We start from the raw sequence: 22,274 nt of genomic DNA, 5'->3' as shown, positions 1-22,274 counted from the left end.
ACGGTTTGTACAAAAATTGGTAAACAATTCGTGTAAACGGTTAAAATGCTGCTGCTCGCAAGCGGATTTAACGAATATGTAATTGTGAATAGTAGATCTTTTATTTAATTATCGGTTCTACCAAAAATCAACTCGAATACAACTACGGATGATAGGGGCTTTTCACAACAATCTTATCACCTGAATCATCCACTTCAAATAAATGAGGAATCCTGATGTAGCGGCCGTTTACACTCTTGTGGCTGTGAACCGACATCAACAATTTTCCTTCAAAAGTGCGGAACAACATGCCATGTCCGAAATTTGGTGGTGTAATCGGATCTTTTTGCTGCACCCATGGGCCATCTAACGTGCCGCTTTCAGAATAAGCCACCCCCTGAACATAGTCGCTGAGAACCCAGCTTGTCCAAATCATTCCTAATTTTCCGGTTTGCGTTTTGAACAGGTAAGGTCCATCGGTAACTTTATTGGGGACAGTTCTGCCATTTTGGTCTACCTCCTTGCTCCACGGCGAATCATAGGCAAAAAACATTATTTTTCGTTGACCAATCGTACCGCTTAAGTCTGGTTTTAGCTCAATTTTTTCCATGGTACCGTTCCAGTTAACCAGCCATTCTTCGCAATAAACCATGTAGGGTTTGTCATCAGTATCCACCCAAAAAGTACCATCTAAAGTAGGTAGGTCGGCAGGCAAATACGTTTCATCTTCCATGGGAACATAAGGTCCTTCAGCTTTGTCACTCACCAAAACGTGACTGGCACGCCGGTTAATTGCATTTCCTTTAACGTTATCAATCACTACATCTCTGTTAGTGAAAGTAGCAAAGTAGTAGTACTTGCCTTTGTATTGATGCAATTCGGCAGCCCAGATCATGGGTCTGGGTCCCATCCACGATTCAGGATCTGTTTTGGCTACAACGTATGGTCCACTCCATTTGGCGAGGTCTTTACTTTTCCACAGCAACCCTCCGGTTCCGGTCATATAATAGGTAGATGTAGCTTTATCGGCTAAAATTGCAGGGTCGCTCAAGCGGATCGAATCCAACGGAATATTTTCTTTTACTTCTGGTTTCCAGCCTTGCGCAAATGTGGCCGTAACGCTGAGAAGTATTAATAATGGAACGAGTATTTTTTTCATAACGATTAGAATTTTAAATTCATTTTGTAATGTTCTGCAAGCTTTCTGGCTTCCTTTTTAGTTAGCTGAATAACGGCCCCATGTTTGGGAGATGTGAAATTAGTGGTTTTCATTACGCCATCGTTAAAGTGGCCCAAATCAGAAAACGTTGTGAAGTCGGATGTTTCGGCAAAGCCAAAATTGTGCGGCTGAATACTGAAAACATCATACATTAATACATATTTATCACTGCCAATGCGTTTCCAAACATTAGGTGCCTCACATGCTCCCGGTTCCTGATCAACCATTTCCGGTTCATATTTATAGCCTTTATTGATGTAATCGGAGAAAGCCACTTTGATACCGCCGGGTCTCTCCTGAGCTACATACATCATACAATAGCGCCCGTCGGGCATTGGGGTAATATCGGCGTCGAGTATCTGTATTGTCGAATCAGGATATTCAAATAGCGATTTTGGTTTGGTCACCAGTTTAGTAAAATCGTCATCGGTGTAAGCATAAACCAATTTAGTTAGTCCGTGACCCATCCGCAAGGTGAAATAGATCATCATCTTTTCTTCGACCGGATCGTAGATGGTTTGCGGTGCCCAGGCACAACCGATTTCGTCGAACCCCTCAAAAGCTTCATCAAAGAGAAAGTTACTGTGTGTCCAGTTAATAAGATCGTACGATTTCATCAAAACAAAACCACGGTTGTTTCCCCAATCGTATTTCTCTTGTGGTCTTTCCCAGGTAGTTTCGCGATATCCAAGTTGTTTGGCAAACAAATGAAGGTCTGTCATAGCTACATAAAAAGCACCATCGGGACCTCTTGTGATATGCGGATCACGAATTCCTTTTTGATTGGCAATCGTATCGCCCGCAATTACTGGTTGGCCTTGGTTAACGTCGGTAAAAGTATAGCCATCGGTACTTAAGGCCATAAACAGGCTATGTGTCGGGTCAGTAAAGTAGACCAGCAGATAGGCATCCATATCGTTTTCTTGTGCCTTTTTCGATTCGGCAAAAGAGGATAAAGCAAGCAGAAGAAATGGGATAACGACTAACTTATTCAATAATGGATAATTTGTTTTCATATCTTAATGTTTTCTATTAATCAATTTTATCAACGCCTTTGGTTGTCATTATAATGGGTTTGTACATCCCGTTTTCATCAAACTCAAGTTTATCGATACACATGCTGCGGCTATAGCTTCCTCCTTTAGTTTGCATTCCGCCATTGTGGTAGATAAAGTACCAATTGCCTTTAAATTCAATAATCGACTGATGATTGGTGTTGCTGTTTCCGGCAATTTCGTTGATGATGCCTTTATAAGTATAAGGTCCGTTAATCTTATCGCTGACCGCAAAAGCGATCCGTTCAGGAAAACCTATGGCAAAAGAGAGAAAGTAAACACCATCCTTCTTGTGCACCCAAGGAGCTTCGGTAAATGGGAATTCCATATCACCTTCAATCGAAATGGTTTTAACGCCATAATCGGTGTTATACGAGGTCATGTCGTCATTTAGTTTTACGGCCCAGCAGGCGCCATTGCCCCAAAACAACCATGCCTGACCATCGTCGTCGATAAAAGCGGCCGGATCGATGGTGCGCCAGCTATGCCTTTTCCCCGGACTGTTTTCGTTGGTCAGCAAAGGTTTTCCCAAAGCATCTTTGTAGGGGCCCTGAGGACGGTCGGCAACTGCCACGCCAATACCTGAAGTGTTTGTACTTACGTACCAGTAGAATTTACCGTTTCGTTCAATTACATGTCCGGCATAAGCAAACTCGCCTTTGTTCCACTCAAAATCTTTTGCGTAAAGTGGAAGGGCGTATTCAACAAAATTCGTCATGTCGGTGGTAGCAAAACAGCACCAGTTTTTGATGTTGTAGAAATCCAGACCTCCTTCGGCATCTTCACCGGTGAAAATAAAAAGGGTGTCGTTATATTCCAGAGCCGCCGGATCGCAGGTGTATTTGTGTGTAACCACCGGGTTTCCAGTTGCCTCCCAGTGGTTAATGATATTTTGGGCGTATCCGTAAGAAAAACAAAGCGGGCACATCATAATTGCCAATGCTGTCTTTTTTAAAAAATGATTCATATTCAAATTTGTGACATTGATTTTATAATTCTTTTGAGCCATCCACGTTCTGAAATAACTCTACTTCAATAATCCTGAGTTGACCTTCAGTATTCGAATTTTCAGGCATTCTAAAGCCATCGAGCTCTTTATTTCCGCTTAGTTCAATTACATTCTGGAAGGCATCTTTTTCGGTACCTGCACCTGTTAGCTGAATGGTCACTTCTTCCCCGACGGTAGGTTCAATTGGAATTAATATATAGCCTAAGCTGCGTTTTGTATCGCCCGACCATACTTTCTTACCATCAACCAGAATATCAATAGGGTAGGATGTCCTTCTCCAGTTGGTTAGTTTAAGCGAAATCTCATCTATGCGGGTTTCTTCTGCCAATTCATAATTAATCCAACCAGTTGACAGTTTGCCGTCGTTGGTCCATTCACTCATTTCGTTATCATCATAGCTCAATATTGCTTTTTCCTGATTTGCGCCGGCATTTGCTGAAAGAATTGGAATAGTTCGACGAGTAGGAACAAATGAAGCAGATAATGGTGTTGGACCCTTTTCCAGATTTGAAGGAAGGCCTTCTGCAACCAGCTCAGTGCGTAGTCCGTTAATAACTTCAACAGGATTGGTTTCGAACTGTACGCTGGCACTCTTTAAACCGTTGGCTGAAGCTTTTACTTCAATTTTACCTGCTTTTGTGGTGGAACGGATGAGGACGCGGTTAACTCCACCTTCAACAGGAAGAGTTTTGGTCCCCACATAATTATCAGGTCCTTTGGCGATGCCACCAACCCATTTAGCTTCTCCGTTTAAATCAAACGAAATCTCATTGAGCGCTGTAGAACAACGTTGACCGTCTTTGTCCACTACTTCAATTTCTATCATGCCGAGATCAGCCCCATCAGCTTTAAAGCCAACCGGCGATTGTATTTTAGTCAATTTAATAGCATAAGGTTCGCCGGCGGTTTTAATCACATCTTCAGATACAATTTTGTTATTTTTATTATAGGAAATCGCCTTGATTTCGCCTGATTCCCAGGTTATATCTTCGAAAGTATTCAAAAAGCGATATGAGTTTTTGCCGAATCCTTTTGATTTACCATTGACAAAAAGCTCAACTTTCCGGCCGCCTGAAACCACGTAAATAGGCTTCACTGTTCCTGATTTATAATTCCAATGCCCCATAATGTGTGTCAGTTGTTTGTCCAAATCGACCCAACCTGCCCACATTACCTGATGTGCAAAAAAGTTGTCTTTGGGGATTCGCATCGGATCGACCTCACCGCTTCTTCGGTAGTTCTCTGCTCCCCGATGGTGTGTGTTGGTATCGGAGAAGATAATGTTGGCACCTCCGCTGCTTACACGAGTTCCCGTTCCCGGTCGTTGTTCCCAGTAATCGTACCAGCGAACAATATTCTCAATCGCATGTGAATCCTGGTTACGATTGTAGACAAAAGCTTTGGCGACTTGACTGCTATCCATATTGTGACCTCCATTGCCACCATCACCATTTTTATGGTATGGGGGAGAAAATTCATCCCAGTATTTGCGCAGGCCCTCATCGCGTGAATATTCGGTTGCAAACAAAGGTTGATCGGCACTTTTGTTGATGTAAAGCATTTCACCTCCATACTCGGCAACTTCACTATCCAGCATTTCGCGGCTTCCAATAGCTCTACCTCCATGCGGATCGTAGGTGTCGCGAATCTGTTTTAATTCTGCCATATGTTTTTCGCTAATGTTCTCGTTGCCGCCTTCGTAAAATAGAATACTTGGATTATTGCGGTTATAAATGATGGCGTCGCGCATGACTTCGCAGCGTTGTTCCCAGCGTCGGCCTGTCACATCTCGTTCCGAATCTCCGGCAGGCATCACTTGGATTAACCCAACACGATCGCAGGATTCAACATCTTGTTTCCATGGGGTAATGTGCATCCAACGCACAAAGTTCCCATTTGATTCAATCATTAATTTGTTGCTGTAATCGCTTAACCAGGCCGGAACCGACATACCAACTCCCGGCCATTCGTTGCTGGTACGTTGGGCATATCCTTTCATCATGATTACCCGATCGTTCAGGTAAACCATTCCATCTTTAAATGCGGTTTTTCTAAATCCGGTACGAATTGGAACTTCATCAACCACATTTCCATCAACCACAACCTTTGAGGTAACCGTGTATAAGTAGCCATAGCCCCAGCTCCAAAATTCCAGATTGGATAGCTCTTCCGAAGCCTTTAGTTCAATCTGCCCGTTGGGTGATACCATTCGTGGTGTTCCTTCAAAATGCGCAACTTCTTTTCCATTGAGGTCTTCAATGGTTATTTCAAGGTTGGCTACAACTGCTGCAGGGCTTTCATTTTTTACTTCCGACTCTACATTGATCGAAGCCGTTTTCTCCTGAACATTGATATTACTCGGATAGATATACGTTCCGGTTGTTCCGAGTGTGGAATAAAGCGGAAGCGTTTGATAAACTTCGCCGGCGGTATGCAGGAATACGTTTTTAGGAATTCCGCCGTAGTTTGCATTAAAGTTCCTGTCGTTCCATTGGTAACGCTGGTTATAAAAACGTTCTCTGTAGTCCCAGCTGTTATCTGTCCGAACGGCTACCACATTTTCTTCAGGATAAGGTTTCAAAAGGTGAGATATATCCAGACCAACGGCCATGATTCCATTTTCGTGAAGCCCCGCCAGTGCCCCGTTTACATAAAACTCTCCGGCATGACGTACGCCTTCAAATTCGAGAAATACTTTTTCGATATCGTCGCCTTCCGGTAATACAAAGGTTTTTCGGTACCAGGCAATCCCTGTTGATAAATCGACAATGTCATTCTTAAAGGCTTCGTCCTGATTCCAGGCGTACGGAAGTGTAATTTCTTTCCATCCAGAGTCATCAAAACTGTTTTTTTCCGCTCCGCTTATATCGCCAATATACAATTTCCAACCGGGATTGAAATTGTAGCGGGCCCGTTGTGCATTTGCACTAAAACTAAGGGCTAAACTTAATGTAACAATCAATAAAACCGGGAAAATGGAAAACTTTAGGTTACTCTTTGTGCCCAATGAATTATTGTAATCATCCTTCGAGCGGTTGTTTCTGGATCTGGACATATGTAGATTTAAATTTTATAAATAAGACAAGTTAGAGAATTAAATTAGGTTATTGGGCTTTCACCAAAGATACATCGTCTACCAGACAAAATGCACCAGCTTTACCATCTGCAAGAAAGCCAATTTCAACTTCATTATTTTTCACCTTGATATTTTCAATGCTGATAGTTGTCCATGTCTCATTTTTGTCTTTCACACTTACCTCAAAACGTTTACCACCTGATTTGGCGTACATTTCGAGTTGATTGAAATCTCCGCTGTTTTTAATTTTTGCGGTAAGGGTATATTGGGCGTTTTCAAATTCGACATAAGGAGAAGACTCGATTGTTTGATGTACTTTTCGAACAAAGTCTACTCTGTCGCTCATGTTCAGGCTTCTTTCACCAATAACTATTTTTCGTTCTTCTTGTGTGTTTGCATGGTTTAAAACAGGCGAAAGGGAGTCGAGCGAAATTTCGGTTCCTTCAATTGCCGTAGTTTCCCATCCCAGAAGCCTTGTTTGTACTGGTTTAACAGAACTGGGCATTTGTTTTCTGTCTGCTTCAAAGCTTGGGTTTTTCACCCAGTTGTTGTCATCGGCCACTTCCCATTCACCGGTCTCAGCATTCAGATTCCACGAGTTAAGTGAATTAAAGTAGGGTTCGTAACCATCAAAAGATAACGGGCACCATTGGTTGTATCCCAATCCATTTCCGGCAAAATCGGCCCAGCGGTCGCCACAGAAAATTACGGTTTCTTCTTTGCTTCCTCGAACGGTTACAAAAAATCCGGTTTGTGAAATGTGTGCGTAATCGTCTTCAGCACCGGGGAATACCTGCATGTCGTTGGTTGGAAGATAAGGTCCCATAATGTCGTCGGACACTAAGTAGTAGGCCAAAGAGCCATCCCATCCGTATAATTGAGAGGCGGCAATGTAATATCTGCCTTTGTATTTAAACATACAGTTTCCTTCGCGACCTGATCCTTTGAAAACCTGTTTATAATCTAAAAGAGTAAGTGTATCATTTTTCAGACCTATTTCAGACAGATAAATTCTATTTCGACCCCTTCCGTAGCTGTAAACCAAGTATGATTTTCCGGTGTCCTCATCGGTAAAAACGGTTTGGTCTCCGGTGTTTGGAGTGCCAATCCAACTTGTCATGTCTTTTCTATGTTGTTTCTTGAATGGCCCCAATGGAGAATCGGCAACGGCAAAAAGAACACTGGAGTTGTACTGAATGATCAATACATATTGATTCGCTTCTTTTACATAGGCTACTCCCATGCGACCAAGCCATCCCCAGCCCCGGCCACTATCGTTGAATACTTCATCACGCGTCAGTACATCTGCTTCAAACTCCCAGTTAACCAAATCGGTTGAAGAGTAACAGGTTACACCTTCAAAATTATTGCGGGGTTGAGTAACTGAAGGGTCTTCCCTGTACATTTCAGCTTGCTTGTAGTGTACTCCGTACCAGTAGTACTTTTCTTCTCCTGTTTCGGGATCTGCAAATTTGAAAATACCACCTCCTTGACTGTAAATGGGTTTGCCGTTTTTGGTGTCCCAAAAGGAGTCGTTTTTGATGTTGTTCGACTGTGCCGATGTATCTATGCTTCCGCAAAGCGTTACTAAAAATAAACAGAGTACGATTTTGAAAATGGTTTCTATTTTATTCATAAACGTAATTTTTAAATTTGGTATTGAAATGATTTACAGTAAAATTAATTTTTAACGCTGTATTACAAATTACTATTCGGCTTTTATTGAAACCGACGCATCTTTTAATCCATCGGAAACGGCCTTTACCGTAATTTGTCCTTGCTTTTTTGCTTGTACAATCGCCAGGCACAAACCACTAAAAGCTTTTTGTTCTTTTGCTTTGGGCGATGATAAATCCCGCATATTACCATTTTCAGTACCAATAATTTCTGCGCCCTCTACCTCAAATTCAACCAGGTTGTCGGCCGTTGGAACGAAGTTGCCATCCTTATCGAGTATTTCAACAGTAATGTGGGCCACATCGGTGGGGGCGGCTTTAATAACATCGCGATCAACCGACAAGCGAATTTGTGCAGGCTCACCGGCGGTTACCAACCGATAGGTATATTCCTTACCGTCTTTTTTGCCTTTTGCTACCAGCTCACCGGGGTCGTATGGCACGTCCCACGATAAATGCAGGTCACCGGTGGAGGTATTTACTTTTCCCTCTTCGGGCTGGTTCCATCTTTCGTTATTTCCCTTGCGTGGGAACTCGTGGTATTTTTCGCCGTATGATTTGCCATTCAGAAATAGCTCAACGGTGTCGCAGTTGGTATAGCAGAGTACGGGTACTATTTGTCCTTCACGATCTTCAGGCAGGTTCCAGTGAGGTAGCAGGTGTAAGGTTGGTTCTTCTGTCCAGATACTTTTAAAGAAATAGTAGCCGTCTTTTGGAAATCCACAATTATCAAGGTACCCTGAAGAGGCGCCACGTGAAGGCCAGCGCCACGATTCGCCGTAATAATCGATGCCGGTCCACATAAAGTCGCCGATCACATAATCGTACAACAGGTTGAATTTCCATCGTTGTTCAACATCGATGATGCGTCCGTGGGCATAGCTGGCTTGTACTTTGTCCGAGTTTCTGCCAAGGAAGTAAGCTCCCCGCATACCGCCCATGCCGGTTGATTCGGTAGCGACTACCCTGCGGTTGGGATATTTCTTTTTGTCCGGATGATAGTACAACTCTCTGCGCTCGTGCCAGCGGTCTGGATAATTGTACCCCACTATTTGGTTTTCGTATTCGGCGAGGTAGGACTCCGATGCCGGGTTATCGTCGGCTGCAATACGGTCGTTTCCAGCTGTTATCAAACGGGTAGGATCTGCCTCCTTGCAGATGTTGATCATTTTACGGGCGAGGGCAGGTCCTTCTTTGCTCGACTGGTCAGGAACTTCGTTGCCAATACTCCACATCACCACCGAGGGATGGTTTCGATCGCGATAAACCATGGCTTTCAAATCCTCCTCATACCAGTCTTTGAAATAGAGTTTATATGAATAGTCGCGTTTACCGTGGATCCACTCATCAAAAGCTTCATCCATCACCAGGAATCCCAGCTTATCGCACAGGTCATAAAACTCCGGAGCCATAGGGTTATGGGCTGTGCGAATGGCATTGCAACCACCCTCTTTTAATATCTCCAGGCGACGTTCCCAAACCCTTTCAGGAACAGCTGCACCAACAGGGCCTCCGTCGTGGTGCAGGTTAACGCCTTTCATTTTCACTTGTTCGCCGTTTAGCAGGAATCCATTGTCCACGTCATATTCAATGGTACGAATCCCCAGGTTGTTGAATACGCAGTCGGTTTCTTTTCCGTCAACTAGTACAACTGATTTTAGGGTGTACAAGTTTGGCGATTCAACCGACCACAGGCGCGGATTGGCAATTACAATTTCCTGTTCAGCTGTAAAACTACTTTTGGCATTTGCGGGTGCAGCAGTAGACACTGAAGCGACTTCATTTCCTTGCTGATCCAGTACGGATTGTTGGATTACCACATCTTCCAAAGCATTCTGATTTTCATTGATGATTTTAGCTTCCAGATACAGCAAAGCGCTATCGTTTTCAATGGATTGGGTGTAATAAAATACGCCCCATTTTTCAAAATGCAATTGATCGGTTTCTACCATGCGCACATGCCTGTATATTCCCGAGCCTGTGTACCAGCGGGAGTTGGGTTGTTTTGAATTATCCACCCGCACAGCAATTACATTGTCTTTGCTTTTTAGCAATCCGATCAAATCATAAGAAAAACTTGAATAGCCATAAGGGCGTTTCCCCAGGTACTGGCCATTGATCCACACTTCACTGTTCATGTAAATTCCGTCAAATTCAATAGAATATTTCTTGTCAGGATCATATTTCGATATGTCGAATGTTTTGCGGTACCAGCCTATTCCTGTAGGAAAAAATCCAACGTTTCCACCTCCCGGCGCATCTTTGTCGTTTTCCAGTTCAATGCTCCAATCGTGCGGAACATCTAATGTACGCCAGTCGGTATCATTAAAGTCTGCTTCTGAGGCTTTTGGATAATCGCCCAGTGAAAACTGCCAGTCAGCATCGAAATTAGAAATTACACGGCTTTTGCTTTGTTGGGCAAACAGTGCCATGCTCGAAAAGATAAAGAGTATCGTTACTATTTTTCTCATTTTCTTGTATTTAGAAGATTAGTTCGTGTAGTTGGTATATAATTCAGGGTAGATATCCATGTTTTCGTTGGTTGAACCGTCACGATTGAAAAGTCCGCCCCAGCGTGAAGATGTAGGCTCCCAGATAAACGTTCCCAGCCCCATTCCGTTAGGGATGTTGTGGACGATGTCGTTGACTTCTTTTCTGTTATGATGATACTCAACAACAAATATGGGTTTTTCATAACGTACAACCAGGTCGTTCAGGTTCGATTCCAGTTCGTCGAGCGTTCCATGGTATTCGGGGTAGTACGACTGTCCGATTACGTCGAATTTCACATCACGGCTAATGATTTTGTCGAAGAAGGCAACGGACTCCGGGTTCTGTCCGCCACAGGCAATGTGCACCATAATGGTAATGCCAGGATCGGCCGCTCGGACTGCTGCACTTGCACAACGCAACAGCACACAAAAGCTTTCCATTTCCTCATCCGAATCCACTTTTTCTTTCCCCTCAGGAAGCTTACCCTGAGGCCAAACCATCCCGTTGTTAATTTCGTTTCCAACCTGAATCATATCAGGTCGTACGCCTTCGTCGATAAAACGCTTGACCGTTTCGTTGGTGTAGCTGTATATTTTGCCTTCCAGAGCTGAGCCATGCAGGTCTTTCCAGGCTGAAGGTTTGAATTGTTTGCCCGGATCGGCCCAGGTGTCACTGTAATGGAAGTCGAGCAGAAACTTCATGCCTGCAGCTTTTACACGTTTAGCCATTTCAAGTGTTTTTTCCAACCCACAATATCCGTTTCCGTCTCTTGAATACCCGTTTTCAGCATCAGGGTCAACAAATAAACGGAGCCTGATCCAGTTAAATTTGTGATCTTTCAATATTTCCAGCACATCTTTTTCCTCGCCATTGTCGGAATAAGTTGCTCCCCTGTCTTCCGATTGGGGAACAAACGAAATATCGGCACCAATAACAGGCTTTTCAATATTTATTGTTCGTTCAAAAGGTTGCACAACATCGGGTTGTGAGTCAGGATTGGAATATTGAGCATAGATATTATCGTAAATACTGAATATTTCTTCAGACGCCTGTCCTTCGCGATTAAAAAGTACGCGGGTAGGTTCCCAGGCCATAGTGCCATAACCCATATTGTTTGGCACCGAGCGTACGATGTCGTTTATAATTTTGATATTGTCCTTGCTAGCACCGTATTCTGCCACACACACCGGTTTGTTATATCTGGCTGACAAATCGTACAGGTTTGTTTTTAGATCGTTATAAGTTTCGTGCCAGCGTTCGTAGTACGATAGGCCAATAATATCGTACTCAGCGTCGTATTTATTCATTTTGTCCAGAAACTCGCGGCACAAAATGTTTTCACCACCTAAGGCCAGATGAATCATTAATTTAGCTTCTGGAAGTACTTCGCGACAAGCTTTTTCTCCTGCATTGTACAGTCCCATTAAAGCGGCCCAGTTTTCTTCAGTAGCATTGTCCAGCACTTTTCCTTCGGGCCAAACCATGCCATGGCTGATTTCGTTTCCAATCTGAATAATATCAGGAGCAGCACCAGCCTCTTTAAACGTGTTCAAAGCCATTTTTGTGTATTCATACAAAGTGTTTTCCAGCTCTTCACCGGTTTGTCCTTCCCATGCAGATGGCTTGAATTGCTTATCGGGATCAGCCCAGGTGTCGCTGTAGTGAAAATCCAGGGTGAAGTCCATGCCCGCGTCTTTAACTCTCTTAGCCATTTTTACCGTTTCTTCCAAACCACAGAAACCATCATTTGAATAGCCGCGCTCTGCCTCAGGATTGACAAAGAGACGCAACCTGATGTTGTTAAAGTGGCGATCTGACATGATTAGACAAATAGCTTTTTCTTCTCCGGTAACGTCTTTGTAGTATGCTCCTCTGGATTCAGTTTGAGGGACAAATGAGATGTCAGCACCGATAACAAAGGGTGCTGCTTTCTGCCTCTGACAACTAATAGCCATCGACACGATTAATAGAAATCCAAGACAAAAAATGTGTGATTTACAGGTAGGTTTCGTTTCTTTCATAAAGCTTGATCAATAAAGTTTCTCAAATTGAGTCAAAATTATCCTTTGGGGAGGACACCAGAAGTACATTTTGGACAAATACAGAAAGAAAATGGAATTAATATGACACTTGTATTTTCATAGGATCAAATTTGAATTCATTCAAAAACAGCGTGTGTCCTTCTCTGTATAATAGAAAATGCAACACATTTTTTAGCCTGCTTTGTATACTCCGGATATAGAGAAGAATGCTAAATATTTTCTACCTGAAAACGTAAATATTAAGTTCGCTTATTTGAGGAAGCCTACAAAAGTTCTACAAATTGGCGTGGGGTTTTTCCAAATTCAGCATTAAAACATTTGGCAAAGTACGAATGATTGGAAAATCCTACTTTATACATGACTTCGGCAACGGTGAAATTTTTATTTGACAAAAGCATTGCTGCCTTTTTCATCTTGATCGATTTTATATAATCGATAGCCGTTAAGCCAGTCAGGTTTTTGATTTTTCTATATAATTGCTTTTGTGATATATCCGCTTTTTCGCATAAAAAGCTCACGTTTAAGTCTGGGTCGGCAATATGCTTTTCGATGATGTCGGTGATAAAAGCGAGAAATTTTTCGTCTGCTGACTCAACTTTTTCCATCGTTGGGGTAGAAATCTTTTCTACCCGTATTCTCTTACGTAAACTTTTTTGGGTTTCAAGTAATTGTTTTACGCGAGAATACAAGATGTTGGAATCAAAAGGTTTTGCAATAAAAGCGTCTACCTTCAAATTAATACTTTTAAGTTCAGTTTCCTTATCATCTTTAGCCGTCAGCAAAATAACCGGGGTCGTGGAAGTGGAAGTATTTATTTTTAGTCTCTGGCACATCTCCAAGCCGTCCATGACTGGCATCATTATATCTGAAATAATAAGATCAGGTTTCAGGTCTACACAAATCTTTAATCCGGTCTTTCCGTTAGAAGCAATAATGCAACGAAACTCTGGGACGAAAATATTATAAATAAAATTCGCAATGGCAGCGTTGTCTTCTACGATAACGATTAGTGATTTTTCTTTTGATTCTGTGTTGCTATTTATCTTCGTTGGCGAGTGTTCAGTAGCAGTATTCATTATCGCCGGTAATTTCACTTTGAACGAGGTGCCTTCCTCCTTGTTGGACGTAACATTTACGGTTCCGCCATGAAGCTCTGCAAAATTCTTAACGAGAGATAATCCAACTCCGGTTCCCTCTTTTCCTGCGTTTGTATTCGATTGAAAAAATCGTTGAAAAATAAAAGGCAAGTCTTTTTCGGGGATTCCTATTCCGGTATCCGAGACTTTTATTTCTATGCTGCTATGTATTGCGTTGAATTCGAGAGATAATATAATACTGTCTCCTTCATTTGTGTATTTGCAAGCATTAGACAGCAGGTTGTTTATTATCGATTCCATTTTTAATATATCGATGTCAACAAAAATCTCATCTACATTAGAATCAAATATAAATTCAACTTGTTTGCCTTTCATGTTTTCGTTGTAAGTCGTAAAAATGCTTTTGGTAAATTCTATAATTTCAACTCTGGATAATACAAGGCCCATTGGAATTTTACTATTATCCCGGTAATAATCAATAGCTTGCTGAACAAGGGAATTTAATTTGATCGCATTTTGATGGATCATCTTAAGAGCGTCTTTTTCTTTGCTATTTTTTGTTTCGTAGATGAGGCCACTCAGAGGAGCAATAATCAGACTTAGCGGAGTTTTAAACTCATGCGCAATGTTGGTAAAAAAGTCAATTTTTAATTTCGCCTGCTCAAGTGTTTTCTTCTTCTCAATTTGCACGAATTTTAGTTTGTGCTTTTGATTAAAAAAAGCGATTCCCCAAATAATAAGTCCCATCAATAGTAGGATGTAACCAATTTGGGCTGTATTTGTGAGATACCACGGAGGATGTATAACGATCAGAAATGGTTTAAAAACCCGAATCGGAGCGTTTTGCGATTCTTTTAAGGCAATGGTTAGGTTGTAGTGTCCTGGTGATAATCTATTTAAATGGATTGTCCTTTCATTTGCTTTTAAAGGCGTCCAGTTGTCATCGTCTTCCAATTTAAAAACGTATTTGCCACTCTTATTTTCTTTCGAATATTGGAGGTCCGAAAACCGAATGATAAGGTTATTTTTATGATACGGCAGTTCCAGTTTATTTGAGTAACGAACTGCTAACTCATTGCTGTTGGATAGATATTCTTCATTGTTCACAGTGATAGAAGAGATAACAATATTTCGAATTTCATCTTTTGTTCTGTAAATGGCTGGAGAGCACTTGGCAATCTCGTCATGGGCACCGAAAAGAATCTCCTCTGATTGCTTGTCGTAGTACATATCCAAGAATAACTTATCTGTCATCGGGATATGATGTACAGCAAGCTCGCGCTTATCAATGATCCAAAGTCCCTCTGTAGACGATGCCCAAATACGGTTTTCTACCTCCAATATTGACAATACCGATGCATTATTCGCATCCTCAAAATTAATGGTTTGAGCTTCCTGACTTATCGGATCGATTTTTACAACTCCGTTTCTGAAGCCCACCCAAATAGCCCCATCGGAGTCGTTGATCATATAATCCGGGGTGCTTCCGTTCGTATAATCCAATATTGGGTATTTCGCAACTATTCCGGTTGAACTATTTATGACGTCTATTCCAGCGCTTGTGTTTAATGCCCAAATATTTCCGGATTTGTCGGATATGATTTGGTCTATGTTGTTGCTTGATAATCCGTTATTTGTAGAGTAGTGGGCGTTGGCTATATTTAAGTTCGGACCAGTAAAAAGTTGATTTTTGCTAATTTTAAAAATTCCACCGTTGAAACTCGATATCCACAAATTCCCTGTACTGTCTTCCAACATATCGTAAGCCCAATTGGCGTTATAGGAACGATCTTCACTACGGATGAAGTGGGTTTTGAACTTTTCGCTCTCATAGTTGTATCTGCTAATCCCATAATCAGTGGCAACCCATAAATTGTGTTCCGAGTCTTCAAATATGTTCCTGATGTGGCTGTGAGAAATGTAAGATTCTCTTTTGCCCATATTATACCAAAGCACACTGTCATCAATAGTTGTGTAATTGCGGGTGCGAATTATCCCATTATCTCCCCCAAGCCAATAATAACCTTTCGAATCCTGAAATATGGAATGAAATTGATTTCCTTCTCCTGTTCTGCTGATTTGAAAAATTGGAAAGAATTCGAATTTGAGATGACGTGGTGCCATTGAAATACCAAAATCCGTTCCTAACCAGATATTATCTGAATGATCTCTAAAAACATCCCATATAATATTGCTTGCAAGCGAATTTGATTCCCTGGAGTCATGTACAAAATGTTTAGTTTCTTTTTCATTAAAGATAAAGAGGCCATTGTCGGTACCCAGAACCAGGTTGTTGTCAGAATCAAGTTCCATTGATTTAACCACGGGAAAACCGGAGAAGCTTTCAAATGTTTTTGTTGAGGGATCATATTTTGTGAGTTTGGAGCCTGCTCCGATCCAAATGCATTCGCGGCTTTCGTCTTTTAGTAGTGAGTTGATCAGACGTCCACAACGGTCAGAATGATCGCCTTCAAGCTTTTCAAGCTGGTAACTATCTAACGAAATTCTACTCAAACACCCATAAGCTTCGGTGTAAAGGTAGCCTCCGTCTTCGAGAAGGGAGTGGATGATGCCGGCGTTTGTAGCCACTAAAATGGGAAACAGCTTTTTTTGATGAAAATTGTATCGATAGAGTCCGTCAGCGCATCCTAACCACAGATCTTCGTCGGTGATAACCATAGCTCTGATATCCTTCGTAGATTCAAATTCGAATGGTTCATAGGTGTCATATTTATAATTGTAATTAAGGATTCCAGCTTCTGTTCCTAACAATAAAAAGTCATCTTTGTAAAACAAGCCACAATTAATCCCCCGATCTTCCGTGCTTCCCGGAGTAAAATGAGGAAATGATTCGTAGCCATCGTAACTGTACAGACCTCGGTTGGTTCCAAGCCACATTAAACCCTGCTTGTCTTGAAGAAAACAGCGGATCGAATTGGCCTCAAGGCTAAGCCGTGAATTGTTGAAGGACTGATATGTCATATCCTGCCCGAAGAAAATAGTAGAAGTCAATAAACATATTAGGGTTAAAATCAATCTGTTATTCATCTTTTATGCTGCTAATAAAAAGTGCAATTGAGAAATTATTCACACTGTCATCGGAGTTAAATTTATATAAAAAGAACGCAATCGAAAAAAGACCCGCAATCGTACGATTCGAGTTCTCATAGAAAAACGAAGCTGTATGAGCTACTCTCATAAAATCGGATTTTCAATGGTACAAAGGCGAAAGCATTTAATTATAAGGCGGTAAAGGAAGGCTTTTTTATCCTCGTTTTAGCACTTAATATCTCTTGTTGAGCCAAAAAAATAAGAATGAAATTTTCAGCTCTTTAGTCTAATTTGTATTCAAAATCGTCCAATCTGTGTTTGTTCTATAACACGGTATGTGTACTCTGTTCTAGAACTTTTATTCTAATTTTGTAACTCAATATGAAAGCAGACATAAATAGGAGGTTGAAAGTTGGGGATGCTGATGCTTTCGAAGATATTTTTAAACTAACCCACCCGCGTTTACTCAGTTATTGTCGGCTATTTGTTCCTGATCTTTCACAAAGCGATGATTTAGTGCAGGAGTGTTTCATGAGCTTGTGGGAAAAGAGAAAGACAATCAAGCCCAGTCAGTCGGTAGAGAGCTTACTTTTCGTAATGCTGCGTCATCGATGTCTAAATTATCTTCGAGACAATAAGTTTCTATACTCCGAAATCGATATTCAGAATGTAAAAGAAATTGATTTACAACATTTGTTTGAACTCGATTTCACGGGAATCGAACGGAAATCAATCGAAGAAGAGTTAATAGATGCCATAACAGTCGAAATTGAGAAACTTCCGGAAAAGAGAAAAGAGGTTTTTGTGAAATCGAAGATTGAGGGCCTTAAAAATAAAGAGGTCGCGCAACAAGTAGGAATTTCTATAAAAACCGTTGAAAAACACCTTAAACAAGCAACGGAACAAATTCGGAGAGAGCTATTGGACAAGTATCCCATGATGGCATTGTTAGTAGCAATAGTCCTTAAATAATTCAAAAAAAAGATAAGTCTGAGGTAGGGTATTTATATAATATCGTGTACTCCTCATGTAAAACATTCACGTAAAAACATAGCTGTGAAGAAGCTTATCAAAAAATACTTGTCAGGAAAAGGTTCCGATGAAGAACACCGCGATTTACTTGGTTGGATGAGAGAGGGACGCCATCGGGAGAAGTTTCAGGACGTTAAAAAAGAGTGGGAATCGGAGGCGTTATCGGAAGATATGCCTGATCAGTCAAATGATGCCTGGAATATCATGCAGAAAGTAATTCTGGAAGACACTCAGCGCGAGTTGAGAAAGTCCACTCGTTATCTAAAGGTTTTTCAGTATGCGGCAGTTTTAGTCGCCTTCTTCTTTGTTGCCGGCATCAGTGCAAAAATGCTGGGGCTTCAGTTTAACAGCAATCATCAGTATAGTATTATAAAAGCGGATGCGGGGCAGATTGCCAACGTTGTTTTACCCGACTCTTCTGAAGTGTGGCTGAATTCGGGTTCATACATTAAATACAGTAACGATTTTGCCTCTTCAAATAGAAATGTTGAATTATATGGAGAAGCCTACTTTCGTGTTAAAAAGAATAAAAAACTCCCATTTCTTGTAACCGGTTCTCCAATACATGTAAAAGTTTTGGGTACCAAATTTAATGTCTCTGCCTATCCCGAAGACAACCTATTTAAAGTCACTCTGGAAGAAGGAAGCGTTAAAGTGTATTCTGAAATATATGACGGAATAGATAAAGAGATCAAGCCCGGAGAATTAGCTTCTTTTAATAAAAAAAACAAAACGCTTTTCGTCAAAGATGTGAATGTTGATCTGCATACCTCTTGGAAGGATGGAATACTCAATATTTATAATCTGTCGTTAGAAGAAGTTGCAGTTAAATTGGATAAACGATACAATCAGAAATTTGAGGTGGATGAAGATGTTAAAAAGCTCCAGTACACCTACACAATAAAAAATGAATCGCTCTTTGATATCCTGAAGTTAATGGAAACAATTACTCCAATAGAAGCGGTTCAGGAAGGAGATGTCATACGGATAAAAAAGAATAACTAACTGAAATAAAAACCGGGAAGTGTTGGTCGCACTTCCCGGCAATTTGAATCATTCATCTTGGTTGGATGAATAAATAGTATTAACAAATCAAACAAAATTATGAAAAAAAACTGTAGTACCAGTGGAGTATTGCCTCCAATCTGGAACAAAAAATTTTTAAGAGTTATGCGTTTAACATTTCTTTTTGTGTTGGTTGGTTTGATGCAAGTGTCTGCTGGCGTATACAGCCAGAACACAAAGTTGAACTTAGCCATGCAGAGTGCTACTCTGGAAGACATCATGCAAGCCATTGAAAAACAGAGCGAATATCGCTTTGCGTACAGTGCTGAATACATTAATCTGAAAAAAGAGGTTACTGTAGAGTTCAATGATAAGCCGATTTCCGAAGTATTGAAAGTTCTATTTGAGGGAACGGATGTTAGTTACAACATTCAAAATCGGCACATCATGCTTTATTCGGAAAAACAGACTGCAAATGCTGCGATGCAACAAAAGACGGTTGCGGGACAAGTCGCTGATTCCTCTGGAGAGCCGCTCCCTGGAGTAACCGTTGTTATAAAAGGTACTACAATAGGTACGATTACGGATTTGGAGGGAGCTTTTTCATTGAATGGTGTAACTTCGGATCAAACGTTGGTTTTTTCATTTATCGGAATGACTACGGTTGAAGTTCCTGTTGGAAACCAAACAATAGTAAATGTTGAGATGGAGACTAGCTCAATTGGGTTGGACGAAGTTGTAGCCATTGGATACGGTACCGTTTCAAAGAAGAACCTGACGACTTCTATTTCTAAAGTAAATGCAAGTGAAATAGCTAAATCGGCAAACAGTAATATGTCTCAGTTGCTATTGGGAAGAGCGGCCGGTCTTCAGGCGTTGACAACCAGTGCACAGCCGGGAGGAAATGTTGATATTTCAATCCGTGGTGCTGATAATCCAATTTATGTTGTAGACGGAGTCGTGATGCCATCAGGTTCTCTGGAATCCGGATCGGGTGGTTCAGCAACCGTAATACCATCTTCAGTTGACCGTGCCGGTCTTGCCGGTCTCAATCCAGAGGACATCGAATCAATCGAAATATTAAAAGATGCTTCTGCTGCCATTTATGGTATTGATGCGGCAAATGGTGTAATTCTGATTACAACTAAGAAAGGGAAAGAAGGTCCGCTAAAAGTTACCTATGATGGAAGTCAGTCTCTGGTAACGAATTATGAATACCTTCAGCCTCTGAATGCACCGGACTATATGAGCCTGGTGAATAACTTCAGTAGAGATCAGTATTTGTTTAATAATGATATGGGCGTTTTTGGGTCTAATGAATTCGATGGAGGTTGGACCGCTCCATTTTCCAACGAGCAAATTAGCAATGCCGAAACTGTTAATTGGAGCGACCAAATTTTAAAAAAGGGTAGCATTTCAAACCATAATATAATTGTTAATGGAGGTGGCGAAAATGTAAATTACTATGTGTCGGGTAATTATTACGACCAACAGGGTACGGTTACAAACTCGAGCATGAAGCGTTATTCGTTGAGAAGTAACATTGACCTTCAGCTTTTTCCCTTTTTAAAATTAACATCTACAGTCAATGTTAACCGTAACAAATACGATAATTCATCGGTAGGAGGAACGTCAAGTGGCAGAGGCGCACAAGCTGCCGGTGCCCTGACTGCAGCACTGTCTTATCCATCCTATTTACCAATTAGAGATGAAGGCGGAGAGTACACACAGTATTTAAATATTCCTAATGCTGTGGCTTTGCAGGAGATTGGTGATGACACGGAAACGGAAGGAACCTATTTGAATTTTGTTGCCGATGTGGATATTATCAAGAATACATTAAAAGGTAGATTGCTATACGGTAACAATAAAAATAATACGAAGCGCTCAGTTTATATCCCTTCCTATGTATACTTCGATCAAATGTACAGTTCAAGAGGGAACCTTGCGACCGATAGCCGCGAAAATCAAACGTTTGAAGCAACTGTAAGTTTTAATAAATCAATCGAAGATTTAGTAACATTTGATGTTGTCGCTGGTGTAGGGAAATATTTGAATTCAGCGAATGGACTAAATGTGGCGTACGACGGGCAGCATGATGCGATAGGAAATGATAACATCAGTGCAGCCAGTGGTGTATATAAACCAGGTTCGTATCGCCGCGACAATGAAAAGAGATCACAGTTTGTTCGTGCAAATATTGATCTCTTGGATCGATACGTTATTGCTGCCACGCTTCGTAGAGATGGTACCGATAAGTTTTTCCCGGAGAAAAAGTACTCTTTATTTCCATCAGTATCGATGGCGTGGAAAATGTCAAACGAAGGTTTTCTTAGTTCTGTTTCATGGATTGACTTGTTAAAATTGAGAGCGAGTTATGGTGTAACAGGAAGCGATAACCTTGGTACTACATTGTATGGAACATACAAACCATACAGTCGCGTGAGTTTTAATGGAGGTTCAGTTCAACATATTCCAATCACTCTGAGAGGGTTGGATTATCCGAATGTCACTTGGCAGAAAACCACGATGAAAAATATTGGAGTTGACTTTTACGTTCTGAAGAACAGGTTATCCGGTAGTTTCGATGTATTCCAAAACGATATTACCGATATGCTTGGCGATGCAAATACCGCAGGCTTGTCAATGTTCGGATCGTACCCAATAAACGGAGCACATCTTAGAAGAAGTGGTTGGGATGCCAATATTACCGGGAAGGTAATTCAAACGACCAGTTTCGTTTGGAATTCTACATTAACATTATCAAGATACGACGCTATTTGGAAAGAAAGAATGCCAAATTACGATTACAATGACTTTGAACTACAGGAAGATGCTCCGGTTAACGCGCGCTACTATTACGAAACAAACGGCATAATAAATGGTGATATGAGTAATATGCCGGCTTCACAACCCGAAGAAGCCCGTCATCCTGGTTATCCTGTTATCGCAGATAAAAACGAAGATGGCGAGATTACAGTAGATGATATCGTAATGACAAACGAGGTTCCGGATATTTATTTTGGTTTTGGAAATACGTTTACCTATAAAAACTTTGATTTAGATGTATTTGTGTATTCACAGCTAGGTGTGAATAAGTATAACTACGCACTGGATTGGGCTCATGCAGGTAATCTGGCTAACCAAGTACAAAACTCAAATTCGTTTGCAAAAAGGATTTGGAATTCAGAGTCTAATCCTGATGGGACAATGCCAGGTATTGCTTGGAATCTTGCTTCGGTGGCTCTACCTGGTAGTGCTGGCACAGATGTCGGCTTTCAGGATGCTTCTTTTTTACGCGTGAGAAATATAACCCTGGGGTACAATATCGCTGGACGTAGTTTAGGTCTCATGGGTGAGTACGTGAGCAATATCCGTATTTATGTCGATGCGCAAAACCCGTTGACTTTCACAAACTTTGAAGGTTTTGACCCGGAAGTTAGAAGCGGTGGAGACTATAAAGGAGGCAAGGCTGAATATCCACAAACGAGGACCTTCTCTGCAGGAGTGAGAATTAATTTTAACTAAAAAATTAATAAT

The 22,274-nt window shown here is 41.2% G+C and carries 11 protein-coding genes; 3 read left to right on the top strand and 8 right to left on the bottom strand.

The window, feature by feature from the left end; translation table 11 throughout:
- Positions 1-142 precede the first annotated feature (142 nt).
- From ACTB00_RS13700 to ACTB00_RS13665, 8 genes are all read right to left on the bottom strand, one after another.
- Entirely contained in the window at positions 143-1,138 is a 996-nt protein-coding gene (locus ACTB00_RS13700) for a glycoside hydrolase family 43 protein (protein ID WP_463300487.1), read from the bottom strand.
- Between the two features lie 5 nt (positions 1,139-1,143).
- Positions 1,144-2,214 (bottom strand): glycoside hydrolase family 43 protein, encoded by a 1,071-nt coding sequence (locus ACTB00_RS13695; RefSeq protein WP_463300486.1) that lies wholly within the window; start codon positions 2,212-2,214, stop codon positions 1,144-1,146.
- A 16-nt stretch (positions 2,215-2,230) separates the two neighbouring features.
- A complete protein-coding gene (locus ACTB00_RS13690) occupies positions 2,231-3,220 on the bottom strand; it encodes a glycoside hydrolase family 43 protein (protein ID WP_463300485.1) in 990 nt (329 codons plus the stop codon).
- A 22-nt stretch (positions 3,221-3,242) separates the two neighbouring features.
- On the bottom strand, positions 3,243-6,317 hold the full coding sequence (locus tag ACTB00_RS13685; RefSeq protein ID WP_463300484.1) for a glycoside hydrolase family 2 protein: 3,075 nt from the start codon (positions 6,315-6,317) through the stop codon (positions 3,243-3,245).
- Positions 6,318-6,366: 49 nt separating this feature from the next.
- Complete coding sequence (locus ACTB00_RS13680) at positions 6,367-7,974, bottom strand: family 43 glycosylhydrolase (protein ID WP_463300483.1); 1,608 nt, start codon at positions 7,972-7,974, stop codon at positions 6,367-6,369.
- A 72-nt stretch (positions 7,975-8,046) separates the two neighbouring features.
- Positions 8,047-10,485, bottom strand: coding sequence for a glycoside hydrolase family 2 TIM barrel-domain containing protein (locus ACTB00_RS13675; RefSeq protein WP_463300482.1), 2,439 nt, complete (start codon positions 10,483-10,485; stop codon positions 8,047-8,049).
- An 18-nt stretch (positions 10,486-10,503) separates the two neighbouring features.
- The gene (locus ACTB00_RS13670) at positions 10,504-12,528 is read right to left on the bottom strand and encodes a glycoside hydrolase family 53 protein (protein ID WP_463300481.1); all 2,025 of its coding nucleotides are present in this window, start codon (positions 12,526-12,528) and stop codon (positions 10,504-10,506) included.
- A gap of 284 nt (positions 12,529-12,812) precedes the next feature.
- Complete coding sequence (locus ACTB00_RS13665) at positions 12,813-16,628, bottom strand: hybrid sensor histidine kinase/response regulator transcription factor (protein ID WP_463300497.1); 3,816 nt, start codon at positions 16,626-16,628, stop codon at positions 12,813-12,815.
- A 450-nt stretch (positions 16,629-17,078) separates the two neighbouring features.
- Between ACTB00_RS13665 and ACTB00_RS13660 the strand changes: the two genes are divergently transcribed.
- The 3 genes from ACTB00_RS13660 (at position 17,079) to ACTB00_RS13650 (ending at position 22,262) form a co-directional block, all read left to right on the top strand.
- Positions 17,079-17,669, top strand: coding sequence for an RNA polymerase sigma-70 factor (locus ACTB00_RS13660; protein WP_463300480.1), 591 nt, complete (start codon positions 17,079-17,081; stop codon positions 17,667-17,669).
- 84 nt (positions 17,670-17,753) lie between these two features.
- Positions 17,754-18,734 (top strand): FecR family protein, encoded by a 981-nt coding sequence (locus tag ACTB00_RS13655; protein WP_463300479.1) that lies wholly within the window; start codon positions 17,754-17,756, stop codon positions 18,732-18,734.
- Positions 18,735-18,833: 99 nt separating this feature from the next.
- Positions 18,834-22,262 (top strand): SusC/RagA family TonB-linked outer membrane protein, encoded by a 3,429-nt coding sequence (locus ACTB00_RS13650; protein WP_463300478.1) that lies wholly within the window; start codon positions 18,834-18,836, stop codon positions 22,260-22,262.
- Positions 22,263-22,274: the final 12 nt, after the last annotated feature.

The organism is Sunxiuqinia sp., assembly GCF_055140945.1.
The sequence above is the reverse complement of the archived record's forward strand: the minus strand, read 5'-3'. Positions and strand labels throughout refer to the sequence as shown.